The 22,431-nt window shown below is 66.1% G+C and carries 21 protein-coding genes; 5 read left to right on the top strand and 16 right to left on the bottom strand.

Annotation, left to right across the window (positions count from 1 at the left end; translation table 11 throughout):
• Window positions 1–109 precede the first annotated feature (109 nt).
• Complete coding sequence (locus tag GGR43_RS08250; RefSeq protein ID WP_188071480.1) at window positions 110–1,291, top strand: acetyl-CoA C-acyltransferase; 1,182 nt, start codon at window positions 110–112, stop codon at window positions 1,289–1,291.
• Between the two features lie 48 nt (window positions 1,292–1,339).
• Here the strand turns inward: GGR43_RS08250 and GGR43_RS08245 are convergent, their stop codons facing one another.
• From GGR43_RS08245 to GGR43_RS08195, 11 genes are all read right to left on the bottom strand, one after another.
• On the bottom strand, window positions 1,340–2,026 hold the full coding sequence (locus GGR43_RS08245) for an SDR family NAD(P)-dependent oxidoreductase (protein ID WP_188071479.1): 687 nt from the start codon (window positions 2,024–2,026) through the stop codon (window positions 1,340–1,342).
• 41 nt (window positions 2,027–2,067) lie between these two features.
• On the bottom strand, window positions 2,068–2,622 hold the full coding sequence (locus GGR43_RS08240; protein WP_188071478.1) for a nuclear transport factor 2 family protein: 555 nt from the start codon (window positions 2,620–2,622) through the stop codon (window positions 2,068–2,070).
• A 32-nt stretch (window positions 2,623–2,654) separates the two neighbouring features.
• Window positions 2,655–4,412, bottom strand: a complete 1,758-nt coding sequence (locus tag GGR43_RS08235; RefSeq protein ID WP_188071477.1) for an N-acyl-D-amino-acid deacylase family protein — start codon at window positions 4,410–4,412, stop codon at window positions 2,655–2,657.
• A 176-nt stretch (window positions 4,413–4,588) separates the two neighbouring features.
• Window positions 4,589–5,884: a cytochrome P450 gene (locus GGR43_RS08230; RefSeq protein ID WP_188071476.1), complete on the bottom strand. Its 1,296-nt coding sequence runs from the start codon at window positions 5,882–5,884 to the stop codon at window positions 4,589–4,591.
• 77 nt (window positions 5,885–5,961) lie between these two features.
• A complete protein-coding gene (locus GGR43_RS08225; protein ID WP_188071475.1) occupies window positions 5,962–6,495 on the bottom strand; it encodes a MarR family winged helix-turn-helix transcriptional regulator in 534 nt (177 codons plus the stop codon).
• A 68-nt stretch (window positions 6,496–6,563) separates the two neighbouring features.
• Window positions 6,564–7,784, bottom strand: coding sequence for a cytochrome P450 (locus GGR43_RS08220; protein WP_188071474.1), 1,221 nt, complete (start codon window positions 7,782–7,784; stop codon window positions 6,564–6,566).
• Window positions 7,785–7,798: 14 nt separating this feature from the next.
• A complete protein-coding gene (locus GGR43_RS08215; RefSeq protein ID WP_188071473.1) occupies window positions 7,799–8,116 on the bottom strand; it encodes a 2Fe-2S iron-sulfur cluster-binding protein in 318 nt (105 codons plus the stop codon).
• 28 nt (window positions 8,117–8,144) lie between these two features.
• The gene (locus GGR43_RS08210; RefSeq protein WP_188071472.1) at window positions 8,145–9,386 is read right to left on the bottom strand and encodes a cytochrome P450; all 1,242 of its coding nucleotides are present in this window, start codon (window positions 9,384–9,386) and stop codon (window positions 8,145–8,147) included.
• A 71-nt stretch (window positions 9,387–9,457) separates the two neighbouring features.
• Window positions 9,458–10,153, bottom strand: coding sequence for a TetR/AcrR family transcriptional regulator (locus GGR43_RS08205; protein ID WP_246343423.1), 696 nt, complete (start codon window positions 10,151–10,153; stop codon window positions 9,458–9,460).
• Window positions 10,154–10,157: 4 nt separating this feature from the next.
• Window positions 10,158–11,753 carry a GMC family oxidoreductase gene (locus GGR43_RS08200; RefSeq protein WP_188071471.1) on the bottom strand — a complete coding sequence of 532 codons (1,596 nt, stop codon included), beginning with the start codon at window positions 11,751–11,753 and terminating at the stop codon, window positions 10,158–10,160.
• Window positions 11,750–12,886, bottom strand: a complete 1,137-nt coding sequence (locus GGR43_RS08195; RefSeq protein WP_188071470.1) for a serine hydrolase domain-containing protein — start codon at window positions 12,884–12,886, stop codon at window positions 11,750–11,752. Before GGR43_RS08195 ends, GGR43_RS08200 begins: the two co-directional genes overlap by 4 nt.
• Before the next feature lie 92 nt (window positions 12,887–12,978).
• On the opposite strand from GGR43_RS08195, the gene GGR43_RS08190 reads away from it, so the two are divergent.
• On the top strand, window positions 12,979–13,731 hold the full coding sequence (locus tag GGR43_RS08190; RefSeq protein WP_188071469.1) for an enoyl-CoA hydratase/isomerase family protein: 753 nt from the start codon (window positions 12,979–12,981) through the stop codon (window positions 13,729–13,731).
• 93 nt (window positions 13,732–13,824) lie between these two features.
• Complete coding sequence (locus tag GGR43_RS08185; RefSeq protein ID WP_188071468.1) at window positions 13,825–14,922, top strand: phosphotransferase; 1,098 nt, start codon at window positions 13,825–13,827, stop codon at window positions 14,920–14,922.
• On the opposite strand, the gene GGR43_RS08180 is transcribed toward GGR43_RS08185, so the two are convergent.
• Window positions 14,904–15,842 carry an SDR family NAD(P)-dependent oxidoreductase gene (locus tag GGR43_RS08180; RefSeq protein WP_188071467.1) on the bottom strand — a complete coding sequence of 313 codons (939 nt, stop codon included), beginning with the start codon at window positions 15,840–15,842 and terminating at the stop codon, window positions 14,904–14,906. The genes GGR43_RS08185 and GGR43_RS08180 overlap by 19 nt on opposite strands.
• A 248-nt stretch (window positions 15,843–16,090) precedes the next feature.
• On the opposite strand from GGR43_RS08180, the gene GGR43_RS08175 reads away from it, so the two are divergent.
• A complete protein-coding gene (locus GGR43_RS08175; RefSeq protein ID WP_188071466.1) occupies window positions 16,091–18,457 on the top strand; it encodes a TonB-dependent receptor in 2,367 nt (788 codons plus the stop codon).
• 262 nt (window positions 18,458–18,719) lie between these two features.
• Here GGR43_RS08175 and GGR43_RS08170 read toward each other — a convergent pair whose 3' ends face one another.
• The 4 genes from GGR43_RS08170 to GGR43_RS08155 all read right to left on the bottom strand — a co-directional run bounded on the left by GGR43_RS08170 (window position 18,720) and on the right by GGR43_RS08155 (window position 21,792).
• Window positions 18,720–19,250 carry a MarR family winged helix-turn-helix transcriptional regulator gene (locus GGR43_RS08170; protein WP_188071465.1) on the bottom strand — a complete coding sequence of 177 codons (531 nt, stop codon included), beginning with the start codon at window positions 19,248–19,250 and terminating at the stop codon, window positions 18,720–18,722.
• Between the two features lie 77 nt (window positions 19,251–19,327).
• On the bottom strand, window positions 19,328–19,648 hold the full coding sequence (locus tag GGR43_RS08165) for a 2Fe-2S iron-sulfur cluster-binding protein (protein WP_188071464.1): 321 nt from the start codon (window positions 19,646–19,648) through the stop codon (window positions 19,328–19,330).
• 112 nt (window positions 19,649–19,760) lie between these two features.
• Window positions 19,761–20,987 carry an amidohydrolase family protein gene (locus tag GGR43_RS08160; protein ID WP_188071463.1) on the bottom strand — a complete coding sequence of 409 codons (1,227 nt, stop codon included), beginning with the start codon at window positions 20,985–20,987 and terminating at the stop codon, window positions 19,761–19,763.
• Between the two features lie 124 nt (window positions 20,988–21,111).
• A complete protein-coding gene (locus tag GGR43_RS08155) occupies window positions 21,112–21,792 on the bottom strand; it encodes a TetR/AcrR family transcriptional regulator (protein ID WP_223177354.1) in 681 nt (226 codons plus the stop codon).
• A gap of 142 nt (window positions 21,793–21,934) precedes the next feature.
• Between GGR43_RS08155 and GGR43_RS08150 the strand changes: the two genes are divergently transcribed.
• Entirely contained in the window at window positions 21,935–22,417 is a 483-nt protein-coding gene (locus GGR43_RS08150) for a VOC family protein (RefSeq protein ID WP_188071461.1), read from the top strand.
• The last annotated feature ends 14 nt before the right edge of the window (window positions 22,418–22,431 follow it).

Below are 22,431 nucleotides of genomic sequence, written 5' to 3'. Positions count from 1 at the left end.
GGGTCAAGGGCGCGGAAAAAGATCGGAATTGTGATGATGCGGCGCCGGCATGGCGGGCCGCGCGGGCAGCGCCTATTTCGCGGAAGGATCGAGCTGGAGGGCAGACGTCATGAAAGAAGCAGCCATCGTCGCGACCGCGCGCACCCCGATCGGCAAGGCGCATCGGGGGTCGCTCAACAACATCCATGGGGCGAGCCTTGCCGGTCATGTCATCGCCGCCGCCGTCGCGCGGGCGGGCATCGACCCCGGCGAGGTGGAGGATGTGCTGCTGGGGTCCGCGCGCTGCGAGGGCGCGGTCGGCTCCAACATCGCGCGACAGGCGGCGCTGCGCGCGGGCCTGCCGATCGGCGTGTGCGGCGTGACGCTCGACCGCAAATGCTCGTCCGGCCTCCAGACCATCGCCTTCGCCGCGCAGCGCATCCGCGCGGGCGAGGGGGGCATCTATGTGGCGGGCGGCGTCGAAACGGTGTCGCTGGTCGATCCGCACCGCAACAGCTTCCGCACGAAAGACGAGTGGCTGCTGGAGCACAAGCCCGAACTTTATATGGCGATGAACCTGACCGGCGATATCGTCGCCCGCCGCTATGGCGTCAGCCGCGAGGCGCAGGACGAATTCGCCGTCACCAGCCAGAGCCGCACCGCCACCGCGCAGGAACAGGGCTGGTTCGATCAGGAGATCGTGCCGATCACCACGGTGCGGAACATCGTCGACAAGGCGCTTGCCGTGCAGGGGCAGGAGGAAGTGACGCTGGCGCGCGACGAGTGCAACCGCCCCGGCACGCAATTGGAGGGGCTGGCGAAGCTCAAGCCGCTGTTCGAAGGCGGCACGGTGACGGCGGGCAATTGCAGCCAGCTTTCCGACGGGTCGAGCGTCTGCGTGGTGATGGACGCCGACGAGGCGGCGCGGCGCGGCATCCCGATATTGGGGCTGTACAAGGGCATGCAGGTCGCGGGCTGCGAGCCTGACGAGATGGGCATCGGCCCGATATTCGCGGTGCCCAAGCTGCTCGACCGGCTGGGCATGGGCGTCGATGATATCGACCTGTGGGAATTGAACGAAGCCTATGCCAGCCAGGCGCTCTATTGCCGGGACCGGCTCGGCATCGATCCGGCGAAGGTGAATGTCGATGGCGGGGCGATTTCCATCGGCCACCCCTTCGGCATGACCGGATCGAGGATGACCGGCCATGCGCTGCTCGCCGGGCGGCGGCTGGGCGCGCGCAACGCCGTCGTCACCATGTGCATCGGCGGCGGCATGGGCGCGGCGGCGCTGTTCGAGATTGTAAGCTAAAGGAAGGAAAGGAGGTCGGTCGGCCCGGCCTCCCTCTCTCTTCTCCGCTCAGCCCCCGCGCGACACCGGGATCAGCGCGCCGCTGATCGAGCGGGCGGCGGGCGAGGCGAGGAACAGGATCACCTCGGCGATCGCGGCGGGCTGCACCCATGTGCTGAAATCGGCGTCGGGCATGTCGGCGCGGTTGGTCGGCGTGTCGATGATGCTCGGCAGGATCGCGTTGACGGTGATGTCCTTGTCCGCCAGCTCGGCGGCGAGGCTTTCGGTCAGCCTGTGCACCGCGCTTTTCGATGCGGCATAGCTGCCCATGCCCGCCGCCGCCATGATCGCGCCGCCCGCGCCGATATTGACGATGCGCGCGCCCGCCGTCGCGGTGAGGGCGGGGAGGGCGGCCCTGGTCATGTTGACGCAGGTGGCCGCGTTCATCGCATACATGCGGTTCCAGGTGTCGATGCCGCCGTCGGCCAGCGTCTGCCACACGAAGCCGCCGGCGATATTGACCAGTATCTGCACCGGGCCGATCGCGGCGGCGACGTCCGCCACCGCCTTTTGCGCGGCGACCGGATCGGTCAGGTCGACGCCGCCGATATCCACGCCGCCGGGCAACGGCTCGGCGGGCGCGGGCGCATAGTCGATGCGCGCGACCCGGTCGCCCTGCGCGGCGAAGGCGGCGGCGACCGCGCTTCCCAATATGCCGAAGGCGCCGGTCACGATGACGGTGCGCGCTGATGTCATATTCCTCATCCTTTCTTCCGCTTTTCCGCGATCATCGGCCTTCAAGCATTGTCGCGCGCGCGGGTCAACGGGCGGACATAGGAGATATCCTCCTTGTCGCGCCGGTTGGGGCCGGATTTGAACATCAGCGCCTTCCATTCCTCCGGCAGTTCGGGCGCGACGAACTGGCCGGAAAGCTCGTTCACGCAGACGCGGTGGGCGATGCGCCATTCCCCGTTGCGCCGCTCGAACCGGTCGACATAGCGCCCGAAGGCGAGCGTCGGCGGGCCTTCGCGATTCTCGCCCCAGAATATATAATAGGTTTCGCCATGGGCGGTGTCGCCGCCCAGCTCGATCGTGGAATTGGCGATGATGTGCTGATGTTTGGTCTGGAACTCGCCATGCCAGCCGATCGCCCAGTCCACGAAATCGGCGGCGACGCCCTCGGCCACGCCATGTTCGTCGAAGGCGTCGGGCCAATAGGCGGAGAGCATCAGGTCCCGGTCATGCCGGTCCACCCCGCGCGTGTAGCGCAGCAGGCAGGCCTGGATGTCGGCCCGGTCCTTCTGCTCCCGAAGGAAGGCGACGAGGTCCGGCGTGAGATCTGTGTCGGTCATGGGTCGCGGTGCCTCCTTCGGGCGGTCGGGGTTCAGGCGGGCTGGAGCGCGGGTGCGGCCGCGCCCGCGGGCGCGGGCCTGCCGCCGCGCACCAGCCGCCCCGGCAGCGCGCCGGTGGAACGGCCGTTGCGATAGGTGACGACGCCGCTGACGATGGTCGCCTCATAGCCGTCCGCCCGCTGCGACAGGCGCCTGCCGCCGGCCGGCAGGTCGTAGGTCACGTGCGGGGCATAAAGGTGCAGCCTTTCCAGGTCGATGACGTTGAGGTCGGCCTTGTATCCGGGCCTGATGAGCCCGCGATCCTTGAGGCCGACCGCCTCGGCCGGTTCATGGGTCAGCTTGCGGATCGCATAGGGAAGGTCGATCTTGCGGTCCTCCTTCGCGTCGCGCACCCAATAGGTGAGGAAATAGGTGGTATAGGCCGCATCGCAGATCATGCCATAATGCGCGCCGCCGTCGCCCAGCGCGGGGAAGGTGCGGTCGTTCTTCACCAGATTGCGGCCGGAGCTTTCGAAACGCTCCCCTTCCGAATTGCCCATCGGGCGATAGAGCACCTCATGCCCGTCGCGCTGGAGCAGCGCGTCGTAGATGAGCTCCTTCGGATCGACGCCCATCGCGCGGGCGCGCGCCGCGATGCTCTCGTCCGGGCGCGGGTTGTAATTGGGGGGATTGCCGAGCACGAACAGCGCATCCAGATCGCTGATCACATAGCGGAAGAAATCATTGGGATCGGCCGGTTCCTCGGCGATCAGTGTCTTGCGGAACGCCGGGTCGCGCATGCGTTCGACCTTTTCCTCCAGCGGCAGCTTCTCGATCGCGCGGAAGCTGGGGTTGAGGGCGAAGGGATGGAGCGACAATTCCAGCCCCAGCAGCGCGCCGGTCGGCCGCGGGATGATCTGGCCCCTTATCTCCAGCCCTTCTTCTTTCGCGCTTTCGAGGCCGCGCAGCATCGTCTTCCAGTCCTCGGTCCCCTGCGGGGTCTGCATGAAGGTGAAGGACACCGGTCGGCCGGAGGTCCGGGCGATGTCGTTGAGCAGGCCCATGCGCTCCTCGGCGGTGACGTCGTAGCTCGGCACCATCTGGAACACGCCCTTGCCCGCGTCGCGCAGCCCTTCGGCAAGGGCGAGCACTTCCTGATCCTCGGTCCTGACCGAGGGGGCGGGGCGGCCATCGCGGAACTGATGGGCGAAGCTGCGCGAGGTCGAGACGCCGAGCGCGCCCGCCTCGATCGCTTCGCGCGTCAGGCGGCGCATGCGGGCGAGATCCTCGTCGGTGGGCGGCTCCAGATTGGCGCCGCGCTCGCCCATCACATAGACGCGCAGCGGGCTGTGCGGCAGCTGCGCGGCGAAATCGATGTCGCTTTCCCGCTTCTCGATCGCGTCGAGATAATCGGGGAAGCTTTCCCAGTTGAACGGCACGCCCTCGGCCATGACGACTTCGGGGATATCCTCGACGCCCTCCATCAATTTGATCATCAGCTGGCGATGTTCCGGCCGCGACGGCGCGAAGCCGACGCCGCAATTGCCCATGACCACCGTGGTGACGCCATGGTCGGACGAGGGGGCGAGGCGGTTTTCCCAGGTGATCTGGCCGTCATAATGGGTGTGCACGTCGACGAAGCCGGGCGTCACGATGCGCCCGGCGGCGTCGATTTCCTCGGCGGCCGTGCCGGTGACGTTGCCCACCTGCGCGATCACGCCGTCCTTCACCGCGATATCCGCCACGAAGGGCGCGCCGCCACTGCCGTCATGGACGGTGCCGCCCCGGATGATGAGATCGAAATCCGCCATGCGCTTATCCTCTTTCATTCTGCCTTTTCTGTGCGTCGCGCCTGCCCGGAAAAGGGGAAGGCGCGCCGACCGTCAGGCGCAGGGTGAACCATGGCGCCGGCAGCGCCAAGGCCCTGATGGGGTGCGGGGCGGACAATTCAGATAGGCGATGAATCGCCCGCCAGCTTTTCGCGGAATCAGTCCCAGGCGACCGGCAGCTCGCGCTGGCCCCAGTATATCCAGCTGTTGATGCGCCTGGGGTCGCCGGTCAGGCGCAGATTCGGCAGGCGCTCGACCAGCTTGCGCAGGCCGATCTGCGCTTCCAGCCGGGCGATCGGCGCGCCGAGGCAGAAATGCACGCCATAGCCGAAGCTCAGATGCCGCTTCACCTGATTGAGCGGGCGGTCGATCCTGAAGCTGTCGGGATCGGGGAAGATTGCGGGATCGCGATTGGCCCCCATCATCGAGAACATCAGCTTGCTGCGTTCGGGCAATTCCGCGCCGTGCATCGTCACCGGGCAGAGGCTGGTGCGGAAATGCGAGTTGATCGGCGGGTCGAAGCGCAGGCTTTCCTCGATCGCATTCTCGACCAGGCCCGGATCGGCCTTCAGCCGTTCCCAGCGCTCCGGTTCCTCCAGCAGCCGCCAGACGACATTGGTGAGCAGGCTGGTCGTGGTTTCCTGCCCGCCGGTCAGGAAGGCGGTGCAGATCTGGAACAGTTCCATGTCGTTGAAGCGGCGGCCCTCGACGCGGCTGACCAGCCCCAGCGAGATATAGTCGAAGGGCAGCACCGTGCCCCAATGCTCATGGGTGGGCTCATCGATGCCCGCATCGCGCAGCATCTGCTTGCGTTCCTCGATCAGGCCCATGAAATGCGGCTGGATTTCGGAAATCAGCGTCTGTTCGGCATTCGGGTCCTTGTCGTTGAACAGCAGCGACTGCAATTCATCGGCCCAGCGCTTGTAGTCCGCATAGAGGCCCTGATCGGCGCCCAGCATGAAGCACATGGTGCGCGCGGGCAGGGGCAGGGCGAAGAGATCGTGGAAATTGCCCTGCCTGTCCTCCCGTTTCTCCATCGCGCTTACCAGATCCTCGGCGATCTTCTCGACCTCCGGCTGGTAATAGCGCATGCGGGACGGGGTCATGCCCTTGCGCAGCGCGGCGATGTAATCGAGGTGGAAGGGCGGGTCGGTCAGGATGCCGAAATCGCTGAAGCTTTCCCAATCCATCGGCGCGTCGCCCCATTTGAACGACCAGACCGGGTTGTCGGACAATATTGTGTCGCGAATTTCCTTGTAATCGCTGGTAATGTAGAATTGATAGTCCTTGCCCTGATAGTGGTAGAAGGGGCATTTCGCGGCCAGTTCCGAATAGGCCGGCCCCGGATTGGCGATGGTCGCCGGGTCGAGCGGGTCGAAGACATGATCCGCCTTCGTCATCAACCGCCGTTCGCCCGTTTCCCCGTTCGTTTCTCTTGCCCTGCTGTCGGTCATCCCGTCCTCCTGCTTCGTCTGTCGGCGGGATGATAGGGGAGGGGCGCGGGCGGTTGAACGGCAAAGCCTTTAGCCCCCTAATCATCGCGATAGGGGCCGCCCTCATATTCCCGGTCGAAGCGCTGGTGCAGGTCGCCCAATATGCGCACCAGCGCCTCCCGGTCCTCCGGCGCGAGCTGGCGGAAGAAGCGGACGATCTTCGCCTGCTTGGCGATCAGCCGGATCGCCTGTTCCAGCATCGCATGGCCCCGGTCGGTCAGGCGCAGGTCGAAGGCGCGCCGGTCGCTGTCGCTGCGCCGCCGCTCGATCAGGCCGTCCTTCACCAGCCGGGCGATGCGGGTGGAGATCACCGCGTCGGAGACGTAGAGGGCCGAGGCGATGTCCGTCGCCCGCATCGCCTTGCGCTCGTCTATCGCCAGCGTGCCGAGGAAGTCGAGATCGGCGAAGCTGCACCCGATATCGCGCGCGATGCCGTCCAGATCGGTCGCGACCAGATGGCCGAGCGTGAACATGTGCCAGAGCGCGGCGAAATGATCGACCTCCACGCCCGGCAGCAACCGGGCGTAGAAGGCGCGCCCCGCATTGAGCTGATCCACAGGTTTGCGCGGCACTCTACCTCTCCCCGCTCATTGGCTGTGGGAAGAGATATCGTCCAGCCCTGCCCGCCGATGCAAGGGGGTCAGGGCCAGACCAGCTCCAGCCGCAGCACGCCGTTCACCATGCCGGTCGCCAATAGCGGCGTGGTGCCGGGCCTGATCCGGAAATCGGGGATGCGGCGCAGCCATTCCTGCAGGAAGATCCTGATCTCTCGCCGGGCGAGCACCGCGCCGGGGCAGGCATGGGGGCCGTTGCCGAACGCCGCATGCACCGGCTTCTCGCGGTTGAAATCGACCACCAGCGGATTGTCGTTCAGCCGGTCGTCCATGCCGACGAAGAGATTGGCGGGCAGGATGCGGTCGCCCGCGCGGAAGGATATGCCCTTATAGTCGAAATCCTCCGCGACGACGCGCGCGGTATTGGCGAGGCCGTGGCGGCGCACCAGCTCCTCTATCGCCTGCTTCAGGAAAGCGTCGTCGTCGATCCGCTCGACCAGTTGGCGGCGATGATCGGGATTGAGCGCGAGGAAGCGGGCGATGAAGCCGATCATCCCGGCCACCGTATCCAGCCCGCCGAACAGCACCAGCGTTGCATAGGCGACCGCCTCCTCTTCCGAGATGCGCTGCCCGCCCAGATCGACATTGACCAGCTTGCTGAGCAGGTCCTCGCCCGGATTGTCCCGCCGCGCGCGCACATGGTCGAGCAGATAGCCGCCCATCGCCCGATGGGCGCGCAGCCGGGTTTCGGCATCGCGCCCGCGCACCGAATCCTCGGCGAGGGGAAGCAGGACATGCTTGTCTTCGATGGGCAGGTTCACCAGTTCCAGGAAGACGTGGATCGGCAGGACCTTGGCGAAATCCTCGATGAACTCGCACTCGCCGCGCGGCAGCACCTTCTCGATCGCCTCGATGGCGACGGCCGCCACCGTGCTCTCCAGCTCCGCGACGATCGAGGGCATCAGCGCCTGCATCAGCGGGCGGCGATAGCGCGCATGTTCGGGCGGGTCCATTTCCAGCGGAATCTGGCGCGGCGTCCCCTCCGGCATCGGCGGCAGCACGATATGCTTGTGCGAGAAATGATGATAGTCGCGCTGCATCGCGATGATATCCTCGCCGCGCGTCGCGACCCAGTGGCCGCCATTATGCGGCGTCCAGAAGATATCGGGCGCGGCCTGCTGGATCGCCGCATAGGCCGCCTGCACATCCTCGGCCGCGCCGGGAATGTCGTAGAGGTTGAAATCATGGACCAGTTCGGCCGGGATATGATCGGGCCGGGAAAGGGTCTCTTGCTGATCGGTCTGCATGTCGGTGGCTCCGCTCAGTCTTCGGGGGCGATGGTGACGCGCAGCCCGGCCAGTTCCTCGCCCATGCTGATCTGGCAGGACAGGCGGGAGGTGGCGTCGCGATGCTCGGAACTGTCGAGCAGGTCGCTCTCGTCCTCGCTCATCGCGGGCAGCAGCGGCAGGAAGGCCGGATCGACCTTGACGTGGCAGGTCGCGCAGGAACAGCAGCCGCCGCACAGGGCGAGCAGCTCGTCGATCCCCGCGTCGCGGATCGCCTCCATCAGCGACAGGCCGGCGCCGGCATCTACGGCGCGCTCCTCGCCTTCGCGGGTGATGACTGTAATGGCTGGCATGATGACTATCCTCCCCCAAATATTCCGGTCAGTCGCCGAAGCGGACATGGAGATGGCGGGGCACCCGCATCATCGATCCACGGATTTCCGGCCGGGGCTTGTCCGGGTCGAACCGCAGATTGGGCAGATTGTCCAGCACCGCATGCAGCGCGCGGGTCATCTCCACGCGCGCGAGATGCTGGCCGACGCAGATATGCGGCCCGCGCGAGAAGGAGAAATGCGGCTTGCGCTCGCGGAAGATGTCGAACCTGTCCGGGTCGGCGAAGATCGCGGGGTCGCGATTGGCCGCGCCCGCCACCACGTCGAGCAGCGATCCGGCCGGAATGGCGACGCCGCCCAGCATCGTGTCGACCTTCGCCATGCGCAGCTGCACCAGCACCGGCCCGTCCCAGCGCAGCGCCTCCTCGATCGCCTGCGGAATGAGGCTGCGGTCGGCGCGGATCGCGTCGAACTGGTCGGGATTGTCGAGCAGCGCGGTCAGCAGGATGCTGGTGCCGCGATAGGTGGTGTCTCCGGCCGCGTTCATCAGCTGGCGCAGGAAGGATATCAGCACCAGGTCGGGCAGATAGTCGCCGTCGACCTCGGTGTTCGCCAGCAGGCTGACGAGATCGTCGCCCGGATGCTTGCGCCGTTCCTCGACCAGCTGGGAGAAATAGACGCCCTGTTTCCGCCCCGCCTCGATCGCCTTGTCCGCGTTGACATAATCGGTCTGGCCGATGGCGAGGCGCTGGAACGTCCTGATGTCGTCCACCGGCAGATCGAGCTGCTTGTAGATGATCGCGAACGGATAGAGGATGGTGAATTCCTCGATCAGGTCGGCCTCGCCGCGCGGGATGAACTTGTCCATCAGGCCCTTGACGATCGGATCGACGATTTCCTCGCCCCAGGGCTTCACATTCTGCGGCAGGAAGATTTTCTGGAAGATCTTGCGCCAGCGGCCATGTTCCGGATTGTCCATGGTGCTGATGCTGCCTTCCCCGAAGGTGCGGCCGATATTGAACTTGTACCCCTCGTTGGAAAAGCGGTCCATGTCGGTCAGCGTTTCGAGAATTTCCTTCGTGCCGACGACCGTGAACACCTTGCGATCGGGGTAGAGCGCCGAGGTGAGGCCCATTTTGGAGCGATAGTCGCCCTCGATCACGGGGGCGGTGGCGCGCCATTCGGCGATCTGGGGATAGGGATCGAGCGTCGCGCCGAAATTGATCTCGTCCGAATCGAACGGGTTGTAGGTGATGTCGTCGAAATCCTGGATCGCGATCTTGCTGGCCATATCGCCGCTCCTCTCTTATGTAGTGTTTACTGTATAAGAGAGGAGCGGGCACCTGTCAATCGAGACGCCCTCTAATCGAGACGGGGCCCGCCCAGCGCGCGTTCCACTATCTCCTCCAGCGCGCCGATCAGCGCTTCGCGGTCGGGATCGCCGTCGGGGAAGAGGGAATCGCGCATCACCACGCTGGCCGCGATCATGCCGAGGCCGAGGCGCACGCCTATCGACAGGTCGAAGGACGGCTTCTCGCCCTTCTTGGCATAGCGGCGCAGCACCTGATCGACCGACTGGTGGAAGAAGCCGTCCAGACCCTTGAGCGGGTTGACCCGGCCTTCCTCCGCGCCGGCATGCGGCCCGGCCATGACCGCGCGAAACAGCGCCTCATTCTCCTCGAACAGCTCATAGACGCGCCGGGTGAAGGGGCGCGTCGCGTGCCGGGTGAAGTCCGCCGCCGTGGGATCCGGGTTGCGGGCGATGAAATCGTCCATCAGGCCCTGAAACGGTTCGGTCACGACCTGGCTGAACAGCGTCGCCTTGTCGCCATGATAGCGGAAGAGCAGCGTCTCGCTGACATCCGCCAGCCGGGCGATCTCCTTCGTCGTGGTGGCCGCATAGCCGCGCTCGGCGAAGAGCCGGGCGGCGGCATCCTTGATGCGCTGGCTCACATCCTCGCGCGTGCGCCGCCGCCGCCGGGGGCGGGACGTATCGTCGCCTGCGCCCTCCGCCATATCCTCCACCTGCGCCGTTGCCGCCGCCGCTGCTGTCGTCATGCGCTCAGTGATTGTGTCCCTCCATTATCAGGTCCGCCGCATGCCAGGCCGCCGCCATGATCGGCCCGTTGGTATTGGCGGATACCATGGTGGGCATGATCGAGCCATCCATCACGCGCAAACCGTCCACCCCGCGCACGCGCAGCCTGTCGTCCAGCACCGCGTCGTCGAAACCGCCCATGCGGCAGGTGCCGCAGGCATGATAGCCCGCCTGCCCGATCTGGCGGAAGGCGGCGAGAATCTCTTCGTCGCTGTGCAGCGACCGGGTCGGCTCGCGCTCCTCGCCGACAAGGGCGGCCAGCGCGGGCTGCCCCATCCACTCGCGCAGATAGCGGTGCATGGCGACCGTGACCGCGCAGTCATAGGGATCGGTCAGATAGCCGGCCCTGATCCGTGCGGGCTGGCGCGGGTCGGCGGAGGCGATATGCACCTGCCCCTCGCTGCGTGAGCGCAGCGGATAGCCGAACAGCGACAGGCTTTCCGCCCGGTCCGCGACCATATTGCCCTTCTCGTCCGGCGCGGCGACGGCGGGGGACAGCAATATCTCGATATCCGGCGTGCCCGATTCCGGCAGCACCTTGGCGAAGGCGCCGACCGTGCCATAGCCCACCGCCATCGGCCCGCTGCGCAGCGCATAATAGCGCAGCACATTGCCGATGAGGCGCAGGCCCTGAAGCTGCCGGTTATGGCTGAACGGCCCCTTGAGGTCATATTGCATCATCAGCAGCCGGTGTTCGAGCATATGCTCACCCACGCCGGGGCTGTCGGCCACCACCTCTATCCCCAGATCGCGGAGCAGCGCGGCGCGGCCGATGCCGGAGCGTTCGAGGATCTGCGGCGACATCAGCGCGCCCGCCGCGACGATGACGTCGCGGCCGCTGGCGAAATACTCCGCCTTGCCGTTGACCGAGGCATGCACCCCCTTCGCCCGGCGGCCCGCGAAGTCCACCCGGTCCACCAGCGCGCCGGTCACGACCCGCAAATTGGGGCGGCTGCGCGCCTGCTTCAGAAAGGCCTGCGCGGCGCTCTGGCGGCGGCCTTTCCAGATGGTGCGGCTGGTATAGCCGACCCCTTCGCGCCCGCTCTGGTTGAGGTCCTCGACGCGGGGCAGGCCCATCTGCTGCCCCGCCGCGATGAACGCCTCGGACAGCGGTTCGCGATTGGGTTCGATGCTGATGCGCAGCGGCCCCCCGCCGCCCCGCACCGCATCGCCGCCCAGTTCATGCGTTTCCATCGCGCGGAAGGCCGGGCCGATGCGGTTCCAGCCCCAGCCCTTCGCGCCCAGTTCCTCCCAATGGTCGTAATCCTCCGGCTGGCCCCGGAAATACATCATGCCGTTGACCGAGGAGGAGCCGCCCAGCATCTTGCCGCGAATCCATGTTTCGGAGGGCACGTCCTCATGGCCCTCGGTCTGGAAATACCAGACATGGCGCGGATCGGTGTAGAGCTTCGCCGCGCCCCTCGGCATGTGGATGAACGGGTTGCGATCCTCCGGCCCCGCCTCCAGCAGCAAGACCGTGTTCGCCGGATTTTCCGACAGGCGATGGGCGAGCACGCAGCCCGCCGAGCCGCCGCCGACGATGATATAATCCCAGATCACAGCGCCCCCCGGATCACGTCGCCGATGATGGTGCGGCTGTCTTCGGCGATGTCGATCGTGTCGAACATGCGGTTGTGGCAGAAGGCGACCGCCAGCTTCAGGTCCGGATCGGCCCAGCCGATCGATCCGCCCATGCCGGGGTGGCAGAGCGCCCGCATGTTGCGCGGGCTGGAAACCGGCGGCGCCTCCGCCCCGCCCAGCCAGAAACCGGCCCAGCCGATCGGCACCTTCATGCCGAAAAAGACCGGGTCGGCATCCTCGAAATGGGGGCGCGGCGCGGCGAAGCTGGCGACGCGTTCCTCCGACAGCAGGCGCACGCCATTCAATTGCCCGCCATTGGCCAGCATCGCCCAGAAGCGCGCCTCGCTGCGCGCGTTGAAGATGCCGCCCACCGCCGGGATGCAGGCGCGGCGCACATAGGGGCGCTCGAACGGATCGGGCATCAGGTCGACGATCAGCGGCTGCGCCTCGCGCATCATATTGCCGTCGGGCGCGACATAGACGGCCACGTCGTCCAGCTTCGCGATGCGCGGCTCGACCTCCGCCGGAATGCCCATCCACAGGTCCGTCGCGCCGAGCGGCTGCGCGATCTCCTCGCGGATGAACTGGCCGAAGGGGCGGCGCTTCGGGTCGGTGCGGCGGACGACCTCGCCGACCAGCCAGCCGAAGGTCATCGACTGGTAGGAGGAGCGGCTGCCCGCCGGATAGACGCCCGGCATCTCCGCGATGCGACTGCACATCCAGTCCCAGTTGGTCATCAGTTCGGGCGTGACGTCGGGCGGCATGCGCAGCACGCCCGACACATGGGAGAGGACATGGCGGACGGTGACGTCGCCCTTGCCCGCCTGCGCGAAGTCGGGCCAATAGTCCGCGACCGGCGCGTCATACTCCACCAGGCCCCGCTCCACCTGCATATGCAGCGCGGTGGCCGTGACCGCCTTCGACACCGAAAAGACGTTGAACAGCGTATCGCCGTCGACCGGCGCGCCGGTATCGGCATCGGCCAACCCGGCCCAGCAATCCACGATCTGCTCCTCGCCCAGCCAGGCGCAGACCTGCACGCCGATTTCGCGCCCCTGCGCCACCAGATCGTCCAGCGTCCGCTGCACCGCCTCATTGACCTTGCCCGTCATCCTCTTCCTGTCCTCTCTCGCGATTGCTGCCGTCGAACATCTCTTATCAAGTGATTACTTCATAGTATAGAGTGGCGCGGAAGGAGAGAGACATGGACGAACATTTCGACACGATCGCGATCACGAGGCAGGATGGGATCGTCGAGCTGCGCCTGCATCATCGCGGCGGGTCCGCGCTGTGGGCGCCATGGGGCGGGCTGCATCGCGAGCTGGGCCGGGCGTTCGCGGGGATCGCCGCCGATGCAGATGTCCGCGCGGTGATTATCACCGGCACGGGCGAGGATTTCTGCGCCGGGTTCGACACCGGCGTCGCGCCGCCGCCGCTTTCGTCCGCGATGTGGGACGTCATCCTGCGGGAAGGGCGCGACCTGCTGATGAACCTGCTGGCGATCGAAGTGCCGGTGATCGCGGCGGTGCACGGCGCGGCCTTCGTCCATGCCGAAATCCCGCTGCTCGCCGATATCGTGCTGGCCAGCGAAACCGCGCGGTTCGCGGACAAGGCCCATGCGATCGCCGGGGTCGTTCCGGGCGACGGCGTGCACGTCGTCTGGCCGATGCTGCTGGGGCCGAACCGGGGCCGCTATTTCCTGCTGACGGGGCAGGAAATCGCCGCGCGGGAGGCGCTGTCGCTGGGGCTGGTGGGCGAGGTGCTGCCCGCCGACCGCCTGACGGACCGCGCGTGGGAGCATGCGCGCGCCATCGCCGCCCGCCCGCCGCTCGCCAATCGCTATACCCGCCTGCTGCTGACCCGCCACCTCAAGGAGCGGCTGGCGGCGGAACTGGAGCAAGGGCTGACGATGGAGGGCATGGCGGTGCTCGCGGGGATGAATATATCACATGGCTGATACCGTGCGCGGCCGGGCGGCGGGCGATGGTGCTGCGCGCCCGGACCGGTCCATTGTCGCGCCATGACCGCCGCGAACAGAGGAGGGGCCGGAATGGCGAAAGGGCGATTGCCGCTGACCGTGGAAGAGGTGACGGCGGACTGGCTGGGCGAGGCGCTGTCCGCCCGCCATCCCGGCGTGGCGGTGGAGCGGCTGGAGGTCGGCGATATCCTCTGGGGCACCGGCACCAAGATGATGGCGCGGGTGGCCTATAATGAAGCGGGCAGGGCCGCCGGACTGCCCGATCATCTGTGCATCAAGGCGGGGCTGGCCGAACATCGCGAGCTGGTGAAATTCTGCTACCAGACCGAGGCGCGCTTCTTCGACCGGCTGGCGCCGCAGCTTTCCATGGGCCTGCCCCGCATACTCTTCGCCGCCGACGATGCCGATCAGGGCATGGTGGTGATGGAGGATCTGCGCCATGCGGGCGCGCGGATCTGCCGCGTGCAGGAGCCGCTGGACAAGGGCGCCGCCGCCGCCTTTCTGGACGATCTCGCCGCGCTGCATGCCCGCTGGTGGAACAGCCCGGCGCTGGAGGATGACGGCGCGCTCGGCTGGCTGATGCGCCACGATCCCCTGCCCGACGAGCAATGGGGCGATTTCGGGCGCGGGCAGCTCCAGCCCGCGACATGGGATCGCTATATGGCGCTGCCGCGCGCGCTGGCCGTTCCGGCGCGATGCAGGGACCGGGTGACGATGGCGGCGGCGTTGCAGGCGCTGCGCCGCTACGGGCGGCGGGGGCCGGTCTGCGTCATCCATGGCGATGCGCATCTGGGCAATATGTATATCCGCGCCGACGGCGGGCCGGGCTTTCTCGACTGGCAGACGACGCGGCGGGGCCATTGGGCGCAGGACGTCGCCTATTTCTACATCTCCGCGCTCGATCCGCTCGACCGGCGGACGTGGGAGCAGGAACTGATCGCCGGATATCTGGCCGCGCTCGCCCGGCACGGCGTCGCCGATCCGCCCGGCCTGCCGCAGGCGTGGGAGGCGATCCGCGCGCATATCGTCTACGGCCTGTTCTACTGGATGGTGAACCCGGTGGAATGGCAGGCGGAGGAGAATAACGCCGCGACCGCGCCGCGCTTCGGCTGGGCGGCGGTGGATCATCACGCGCCGCCCGTGGGGCCCATTCAGGCCGGTGGCGCCTGACGGACGAAGCGGTTGGGGATGTCGCCGAATATATAGGCGCGGTTGGCCTCTTCATCTAAGGCGTCGAGCGTCCAGCCGCCCGGATGGATGCTGGTGCGGATCGCCTCCGGTTCGGGGATCAGCGCGACCTCGTCGCCCTGGATGAAGAAGTCGCGCCCGCTGATATGCGCGGCGGCGTCGGTGCACAGCCAGACGACCAGCGCGGCGACATGCTCCGGCAGCGCGGTCATCCGGGGCGCGGCCATCGGCCTGTTCCACAGCAGCGGCAGGCCGAGGCGCGCCGACTGGTCGATGGTGTCCTGAATCTCCGGCGTATAGGTGCCTGTCAGGTGCGACACCGGGCGGATCAGGTTGCAGCGTATGCCGAATTCGCCCAGGTCGCGCGCGATCGAGCGGGTGAAGCCCAGCAGCCCTTCCTTGGCGGCGGAATAGTTGGACATGCCCCAATGGCCGAAGCCCGACGGGGAGCCGGTGTTGACGATCACCCCGGAGCGCTGGCCGATCATATGGGCGGCGGCGGCGCGGCAGGTGTGGAAGCTCGCGGTCAGGCTGACGTCCATGCAGAGCCGCCAGTCCTCGTCGGTCATGCGGTCGATGCGGGCCGGGCGCACGATGCCTGCATTGTTGATGAGGATGTCGATGCGGCCATAGGCGTCGATCGCCCTGGCTATCGCCGCTTCCGCCCCTTCGCGAGTCGCCACGCTGGAACAGTGCGCCACCGCCTCGCCGCCCGCCTCGCGGATTTCCCGCGCCACCGCCTCGGCGAGGCTGTCGTCCCCCGGCTCCGTGCCATAGGGGCCGCCGCCCAGATCGTTGACGACCAGCTTCGCGCCCTGCGCGGCCAGCAGCATCGCCTCGGCCCGGCCGATATTGCGGCCCGCGCCGGTGACGACCGCCACCTTGTCCTTCAGCCTCTGCATCTCTCGATCCTCCTCATTTTCCGGTCGTTTCGGTGTCGGGCAGGGCACCGGGCCAAGACAAGGACAGGAAAGGCCGCGACCATGACATATCGCATTTCCGATATGTCGGGCGCGCCAAGTGCCAAGGACGGCAATGGGTGATAATCCTCATGCAACAACAGAAAATGTGAAGAAATCCAAGGTCGCCAATTTAATTGGGGCGTATGCTTCGGGTATGCGCCCATGTGTCAGAGAGGGGATTGTCGCAAATGCGCATCAGAACAATTTTACTGTCGTCATGCCTCGTTACCGCTGGACTGTACGCCGATCATGCGGCGGCCCAGGTGGCGGAGCAGGGGGCCGTGTCCGCCACCGAGATCATCGTCACCGCGCGCCGTCGCGAGGAATCGATCCAGGACGTGCCGATTTCGGTGTCGGCCATTTCGGGCGAGCAATTGCAGAAATCGGGCGTGACGGACGTTCAGGGCCTGCAATATCGCACGCCGTCCCTTTCGATCACCAGCGCGCAGAGCCAGCGCAACACGGTCGCCTTCTCACTGCGCGGCCAGCGCACGCAGGAAACGCAGCTTTTCACCGATCCGCCGGTCGGCACCTATTTCGCCGAAGTCGTCCAGCCGCGCCCCTACGGGTTCGGCAAGAGCTTCTTCGACCTGGAATCGGTCCAGGTGCTGAAGGGCGTGCAGGGCACGCTGTTCGGCCGCAACATGACCGGCGGCGCGGTGCTGGTGGAGCCTGCCCACCCCAGGCTGGGCGAGTTCGCGGGCGAGGTGCGCGGGCAGTACGGCAATTACGACATGTACGACGTCTACGGCATGGTCAACGTGCCGCTCGGCGACAAGATCGCGTTGCGCTTTTCCGGCAAGACGCATGAGCGCGACGGCTGGGCGCGCGAAGTCACCACCGGCCGCCGCTACGACAACCAGAATTACGACACCTTCCGCGTATCCGCTCTGGTAGAGCCGGTGGAAGGACTGGAATCGCTGACCGTCTTCGACTGGTACAAGTCCAGCGAAACCGGCACCGCGGCCTTCCTCACGTCGACGCGCTTCCCGTCGGTGCTCAGCAACTATGCGAACCTGTATCTTGGCGGCCTGATCGACGGCAATATCACGGCCCAGATCGCCGAGGCGCAGGAGCTGTTCCGCAACAAGCGCTTCACGTTCAACCTGGGCGCGGGCGAAGGCGGCAATCTCGACGTTTTCGGCGCGCCTTATGAGGATATCAAGAACTGGGGCATTACCAACAAGACCACCTGGGAACTGAGCGACAACCTGACGATCAAGAACATCTTCGGCTATCGCAAGGTCCGGCGCGACATGGTGCAGGACTATGACGGCATACCGCTCTTCCTGATCACGCCCTATCAATATTCCCGCTCGCGCAATATCAGCGAGGAATTCCAGATCCAGGGCAAGGCGTTCGACAGGAAGCTCGACTATATCCTCGGCGTCTATTATTTCGAGGAAAAGGGCATTGACGGGTCGCTCGCCAACACCCTGCCGGAACTGAACATCGTCGGCGCGGGCCTCAACGCCCGGACCACCGATGGGGCGCTGTTCGTCACCGCCAATCCGGGCGAGGGCTATTCGCGCACGGCCGCCGCGTTTATCGCGGGGACCCTCCACGTCACCGATCAACTGAGCCTGTCGGGCGGCCTGCGCTACAATTACGACAAGCGGAAGATCACAGTGTCGCCCTCCATGCCGAACATCGTCAACGGCGACGGCTCCGTCGGCCGGTGCAGCTTCGACATCGACGCGGCGACGGCGGGCACCCAGACGGTTCCGTTCGACCAGTGCCGTTTCACGAACCAGAAGACGTTCAAGGAATGGACCTACGACGCCACCGTGCAATATGAGCCGAGCGAGCAGGTGACCGCCTATGCGTCCTATCGCCATGGCTTCCGCGCGGGCGGCTTTTCGACCCGCGCCACCAGCTATGTGACGCTGGCGCCGTTCCTGCCGGAATTCGTCGACGAATATGAAATCGGCCTCAAGACCAACACCCCGCTGGGCGCGGGCCGCCTGACCACCAGCACCGCGCTGTTCCGTCAGGACGGCAGCAACGTGCAGAAGCAGCGCGCCACCTTCGTCAACGGCAACGTCTTCACCATCGTCGACAACACCGCCAAGCAGCGCAATACCGGCGGTGAGTTCGAGGCGACGTTCAATACCGAGGGCTTCTCGCTGACCGGTTTCTATTCCTATACCAAGGTCAAGGTTCTGGAAGGCGGGGCGACATCGGCCATCGGGCCGGAAATCGCCCAGCGCGGCGTGCCCAAGCATCAGCTGGGAGCGACGGCCGTGATCTCGCCGCCGCTCGACCCGAATACCGGCGAGCTGAACTTCGTGCTGAACTATACCTGGCGCAGCGCGAACTATCTGGACGACTTCGAACGGGAAGGCAGGCAGGCGCCCTATTCGCTGGTCAACCTGCGCGCGGAACTCAACGATATCGGCCGTTCCGGCATTTCGGTCGCGGCGTTCGTCAACAACGCGCTCGACGAAACCTATCGCATCGGCGTGCTCGGCCTGATCGCGGAAGGGCTGGGCTTCCAGTCCAGCGTCTACGGCGAACCGCGCACCTACGGCCTGGAGGTCGGCTTCCGCTTCTGATGGCGGGTCGCAAGGGGGAAGGGTCAGGGGCACGCCATCCAGCCCCTGACCCCATCTTCGGATATTGGAGGAAAGGGGCGGGCGATTGCCTGCCCCCTTTTTTGTTGGCGATCGGGATGCGGAAGGGGCGGATTTAACAAACCGTTCGCCCTGAGCTTGTCGAAGGGCTGTACTTTTTTCTGCGCCGGAGAAAGAAGAAGGACAGGGCTTCGACAAGCTCAGCCCGAACGGTTGGGGGGAGTGTCCGCTCTCCACCCCCCCCTCACTCCTGCCGGACGGCACCGACGAACAGGCGATCGTAATCCTCGTGCAGCAGGCCCAATATGCGGGTGAAGGCCTGGCGGTCCTCCGGGGTGAGGCGGCCGAAGAAGCGGACGATGTTGGTCTCCCGCGCGATCATGTCGAGCGCGCGGCGGAGTAGCTCCCGCCCTTTGGGGGTGACGCTCAGCACATGGGCGCGGCGGTCGTCGCCCGCCGGCTCGCGCGCGATCAGGCCCGCCTTCACCAGCCGCGCGACGCGGGAGGAGACGGCGGCGTGGGACACGTAGAGGGAGGAGGCGATGTCGGTGGCGCGCGGCGACTGCCGCGGTTCGATCGGCAGCATGCCCAGAAATTCGAGGTCGGCGAAGCTCAGCCCGATCTTGCGCGCGACCCTGTCGAGGTCGGTCTGGACCAGATGCCCCAAGGTATAGAGATGCCAGACGCAGCCGAAATGCTCCACGCCGATATCGGGCAGCATATCGGCATAATGGGTCTGCCCCACCTCCACCTGCTTGACCGGATTTCTCGGCATGTCGGAACCTCTTTTCCCGGATCGAAGATGCGTGTCGCCGCATCTGGCCATCGGCGCGTGCGCCTGTCCAGTCCCCTCTATCCCTGACGCTCCGGCGTGTGCACGACCAGCCCGTCCAGCGCCTCGCGCACGCGGATCTGGCAGGAGAGGCGGGAGCCCTCCCGCCGCTCGGACACGAACTCCAGCATGTCGGCCTCGTCGGCCGAGGGCGGCCCCACCCGCTCGCGCCAGTCCGCCGCGACATGGACATGGCAGGTGGCGCAGGCGCAGCACCCGCCGCATTCGCCCACTATGCCGTCGACGCCGTGGCGCTTGGCGATTTCCATGACCGACTGGCCGACCGGGCCTTCCACCGTGCGGACGGCCCCGGTGCTGCTGATGAAGGTGATATGCGGCATCAGGGCGTCCTGGCGGGGAGGGGCATGGGGTCGGTCATCATCGCCATTTGATGACAGGACAGGAGGCGTTGCAATATCCCGTCGCGGATTTCCTTCCCGTCCGCCGCCGTCCCTATGGCGTCAGCCCCATGAACCTCATGCCGTTTTCGTACATGATCTTGCGCGTGTCCTGCGGCGAGAGGCCCCGGCACGCCTCGTCGGCGAAGAGGCGGGGCTCCTCCACCCCTTCGGCATGGGGATAGTCCGACCCCATCAGCAGCCAGTCGGCATTGCCGACCTGATCGACGATCGCCTTCAGATTGTCCTCCGGATAGGCGACGACCGAGACATGGCGGGTGAAGATGCGGCTGGGCCGGTCCTTGAGCTGCCCGGCGGGCCAATGGCCGTTTTTGGCGATGCCCCGGCACTTGTCCATCTTGACGAGCATGGACGGCACCCATTCGGCCCCGTTCTCCGCCGACAGCAGCTTCACATTGGGGAAACGTTCGAAGAAATTCCAGAAGATGAAGCTCGACAGCGTTTCGATCACCGGCCGCTCCGAATAGCCGTGCATCCACACGAAGGCCGACTGGCGTATGCGCGATTGCTGCATGCCCTCGCCCCACAGCGCCATATGATCCTTCATGTAGATCGCCTCGGAAACGTGGAACACGACGCGGATGCCCGCCTCGTTGGCGATCGCCCAGAACGGGTCATGGTCGGGATGGGCGGGCGCCTTGCCGTTATAGGGTCCCATCGGCATAAGGATGAGCTTCGCGCCTTTCCCGATCACCCCGCGCAGCTGCTTGCACGCCTCCTCCACGCTGTCGAGGGTGACGATCGGCGCGGCGAAGATGCGGTCGTCATAATTATATTTCCACTGGTCGTACATCCACGCATTATAGGCGTTCAGCACCGGATAGGCGTAGGCGGGATCGTCGAGGAAGCTGATCGCGGTGATCATGTTGCCGATGAACAGGATGGACGAGCGCACATCCCATGCATCCAGCTTCTTCACCCGCGCCTGCGGCTCCAGCATGTCGGCGGTCTTGGGCACGTGCAGGTCGATCTCCGCCTTGCCCTCCTTCATCGCGCGCAGCCATTCGTGCAGCTTGCCCGGCGCGGGGACGCGGCCGTCCTCGAACAGATGGTCGGCGCTGATCTCCACCTTGCGCGGGCCGACATACATCGCATAGTCGCCATCCTCGCCGCGCCGGAAGCTGACCCCGTATTTCTCCGCCGCGTCGCGGGGCAGATAGCGGGTCCATGCCTCGTCCGTTTCCCAGAAATGCGTATCCGCGTCGAAGATCGGACCCGTATATGAAGGCGCCTTTTCGACGGCCTGCGCTTGCGCTGTCATTGCCCCGCTCCTTATCCGTTATGGCGGATCACAACCCGCCGTCTCTCCTCCCCCCGATATAAATGAGTCCCCGACCCCGAACACCTCATGCCCGGATGCCATCACATAGATGATGGAACGGGTGTCAGGACCAGCCCTTGAGGAAGCGGCGGGCGATTTCGCCGCTGCGGCCGGGGCGGGTGAGGAAGGCGGGGTTTTCGACGAAGACGCGGAATCCCTGCGTCATCAGCCCTTGCAGGTCGAGCGCCACTTCCATCGGATCGGCGCGGCACAATATCCCCCGCTCCATCAGCCGGGCGATGAAATCGGCGATCGGTCGCAGCCCTTCCCGCGCCTGGTCGAGGATCATACGGCTCAAATGCGGGGAGGCGGTGCGTTCCAAGATCGCGACGCCCAGCAGCATATGGCCGAGCGGATTGCCGATCGCGGTTTCGATATAGGCGTCGATGAACTGCTCGATGGTGCGGCGCGGATGCTCGACATCGAAGCGGACGGCGGCAAGGCGCGCGCGGATCGCCACCATCGTCTGGTCGATCAGCGTGTTGAACAGCCCCTCCTTGCTGCCGAAGCGGCGCAGGATGGTCGTCTTGCTGACGCCCGAAAGCGCCACCAGCCGGTCGAGATTGGTGCCGCCGAAGCCGCGCGCCGCGAATTCCCGCCCGGCCACCTCCAGCAGATGCGCGATGCGCCGCTCCACCTCGCTCTGCGGCAGCCGCCCGCCGCGCCACGGCTGCTTGGCGGTTTTGGCCTGCGATGGGGCCTGGGGCGGGACGGGCGGGGGTAGGCGGCTCTGCATGGTCGGCATGTCTCCGGCGTGGGCGGGCGGAAGGATTCATCACGGATGCGATGGCCATCCCGCTTGAGTTATAGATACTATAGGGTACCTATATTGCAACGGGAAGGCCCATGGCGACAAATGGCACCCGACGCAAGGAGGATGCCTGCCCATGAATTTTTTCAGCGGCTTTTTTCAGCTCGGCTATGTGACGCGCGATCTGGATCGCGCCTGCGCCGCCTTTGCCGACCGCTTCGGCGCGGTGGACTTCACGGTCAGCGAGCCCGGCCCGATCGACGGCCGCCAGCCGCCCACGCGGCGGATCGCACTGACCTGGATCGACGAGGTGATGACCGAGATCATCGAGCCGGACCCGGCGCAGCGAACCATCTATGACGACGCGCTGCCGGGGGGCGATGAAGGCGGGGCGATCCGCCTGCATCATCTCGGCTATCTGATCGACGACCATGAGGCGATGCTGACGCGTCTGGGACAGATGGGCTATGCGGTGCCGCTCCATGGCGGCATGCCGGGCGCGCTCGATTATATCTATGCGGATACGCGCGCCCATCTGGGGCATTATTGCGAGTTCATCCGGCTGGACGAAGGGGGCAGGGCCTTTTTCGGCAGCGTGCCCCGCCTGCGCACCCGTTGAACGAAAAGAGCGCC

Origin of the sequence: Sphingobium jiangsuense (genome assembly GCF_014196495.1) — a bacterium.
GTDB lineage: Bacteria > Pseudomonadota > Alphaproteobacteria > Sphingomonadales > Sphingomonadaceae > Sphingobium > Sphingobium jiangsuense.
Note: the sequence above shows the minus strand (reverse complement) of the source record. Positions and strands in the feature narration are given on the sequence as shown.

Coding starts and splice junctions, on each gene's coding strand:
- GGR43_RS08205 (WP_246343423.1), bottom strand. CDS start 10,153: ATGACGACAGCAGCGGCGGCGGCAACGGCGCAGGTGGAGGATATGGCG.
- GGR43_RS08150 (WP_188071461.1), top strand. CDS start 21,935: ATGAATTTTTTCAGCGGCTTTTTTCAGCTCGGCTATGTGACGCGCGAT.
- GGR43_RS08180 (WP_188071467.1), bottom strand. CDS start 15,842: ATGCAGAGGCTGAAGGACAAGGTGGCGGTCGTCACCGGCGCGGGCCGC.
- GGR43_RS08250 (WP_188071480.1), top strand. CDS start 110: ATGAAAGAAGCAGCCATCGTCGCGACCGCGCGCACCCCGATCGGCAAG.
- GGR43_RS08175 (WP_188071466.1), top strand. CDS start 16,091: ATGCGCATCAGAACAATTTTACTGTCGTCATGCCTCGTTACCGCTGGA.
- GGR43_RS08165 (WP_188071464.1), bottom strand. CDS start 19,648: ATGCCGCATATCACCTTCATCAGCAGCACCGGGGCCGTCCGCACGGTG.
- GGR43_RS08220 (WP_188071474.1), bottom strand. CDS start 7,784: ATGCAGACCGATCAGCAAGAGACCCTTTCCCGGCCCGATCATATCCCG.
- GGR43_RS08210 (WP_188071472.1), bottom strand. CDS start 9,386: ATGGCCAGCAAGATCGCGATCCAGGATTTCGACGACATCACCTACAAC.
- GGR43_RS08245 (WP_188071479.1), bottom strand. CDS start 2,026: ATGACATCAGCGCGCACCGTCATCGTGACCGGCGCCTTCGGCATATTG.
- GGR43_RS08170 (WP_188071465.1), bottom strand. CDS start 19,250: ATGCCGAGAAATCCGGTCAAGCAGGTGGAGGTGGGGCAGACCCATTAT.
- GGR43_RS08190 (WP_188071469.1), top strand. CDS start 12,979: ATGGACGAACATTTCGACACGATCGCGATCACGAGGCAGGATGGGATC.
- GGR43_RS08155 (WP_223177354.1), bottom strand. CDS start 21,792: ATGCCGACCATGCAGAGCCGCCTACCCCCGCCCGTCCCGCCCCAGGCC.
- GGR43_RS08230 (WP_188071476.1), bottom strand. CDS start 5,884: ATGACCGACAGCAGGGCAAGAGAAACGAACGGGGAAACGGGCGAACGG.
- GGR43_RS08185 (WP_188071468.1), top strand. CDS start 13,825: ATGGCGAAAGGGCGATTGCCGCTGACCGTGGAAGAGGTGACGGCGGAC.
- GGR43_RS08195 (WP_188071470.1), bottom strand. CDS start 12,886: ATGACGGGCAAGGTCAATGAGGCGGTGCAGCGGACGCTGGACGATCTG.
- GGR43_RS08240 (WP_188071478.1), bottom strand. CDS start 2,622: ATGACCGACACAGATCTCACGCCGGACCTCGTCGCCTTCCTTCGGGAG.
- GGR43_RS08235 (WP_188071477.1), bottom strand. CDS start 4,412: ATGGCGGATTTCGATCTCATCATCCGGGGCGGCACCGTCCATGACGGC.
- GGR43_RS08215 (WP_188071473.1), bottom strand. CDS start 8,116: ATGCCAGCCATTACAGTCATCACCCGCGAAGGCGAGGAGCGCGCCGTA.
- GGR43_RS08160 (WP_188071463.1), bottom strand. CDS start 20,987: ATGACAGCGCAAGCGCAGGCCGTCGAAAAGGCGCCTTCATATACGGGT.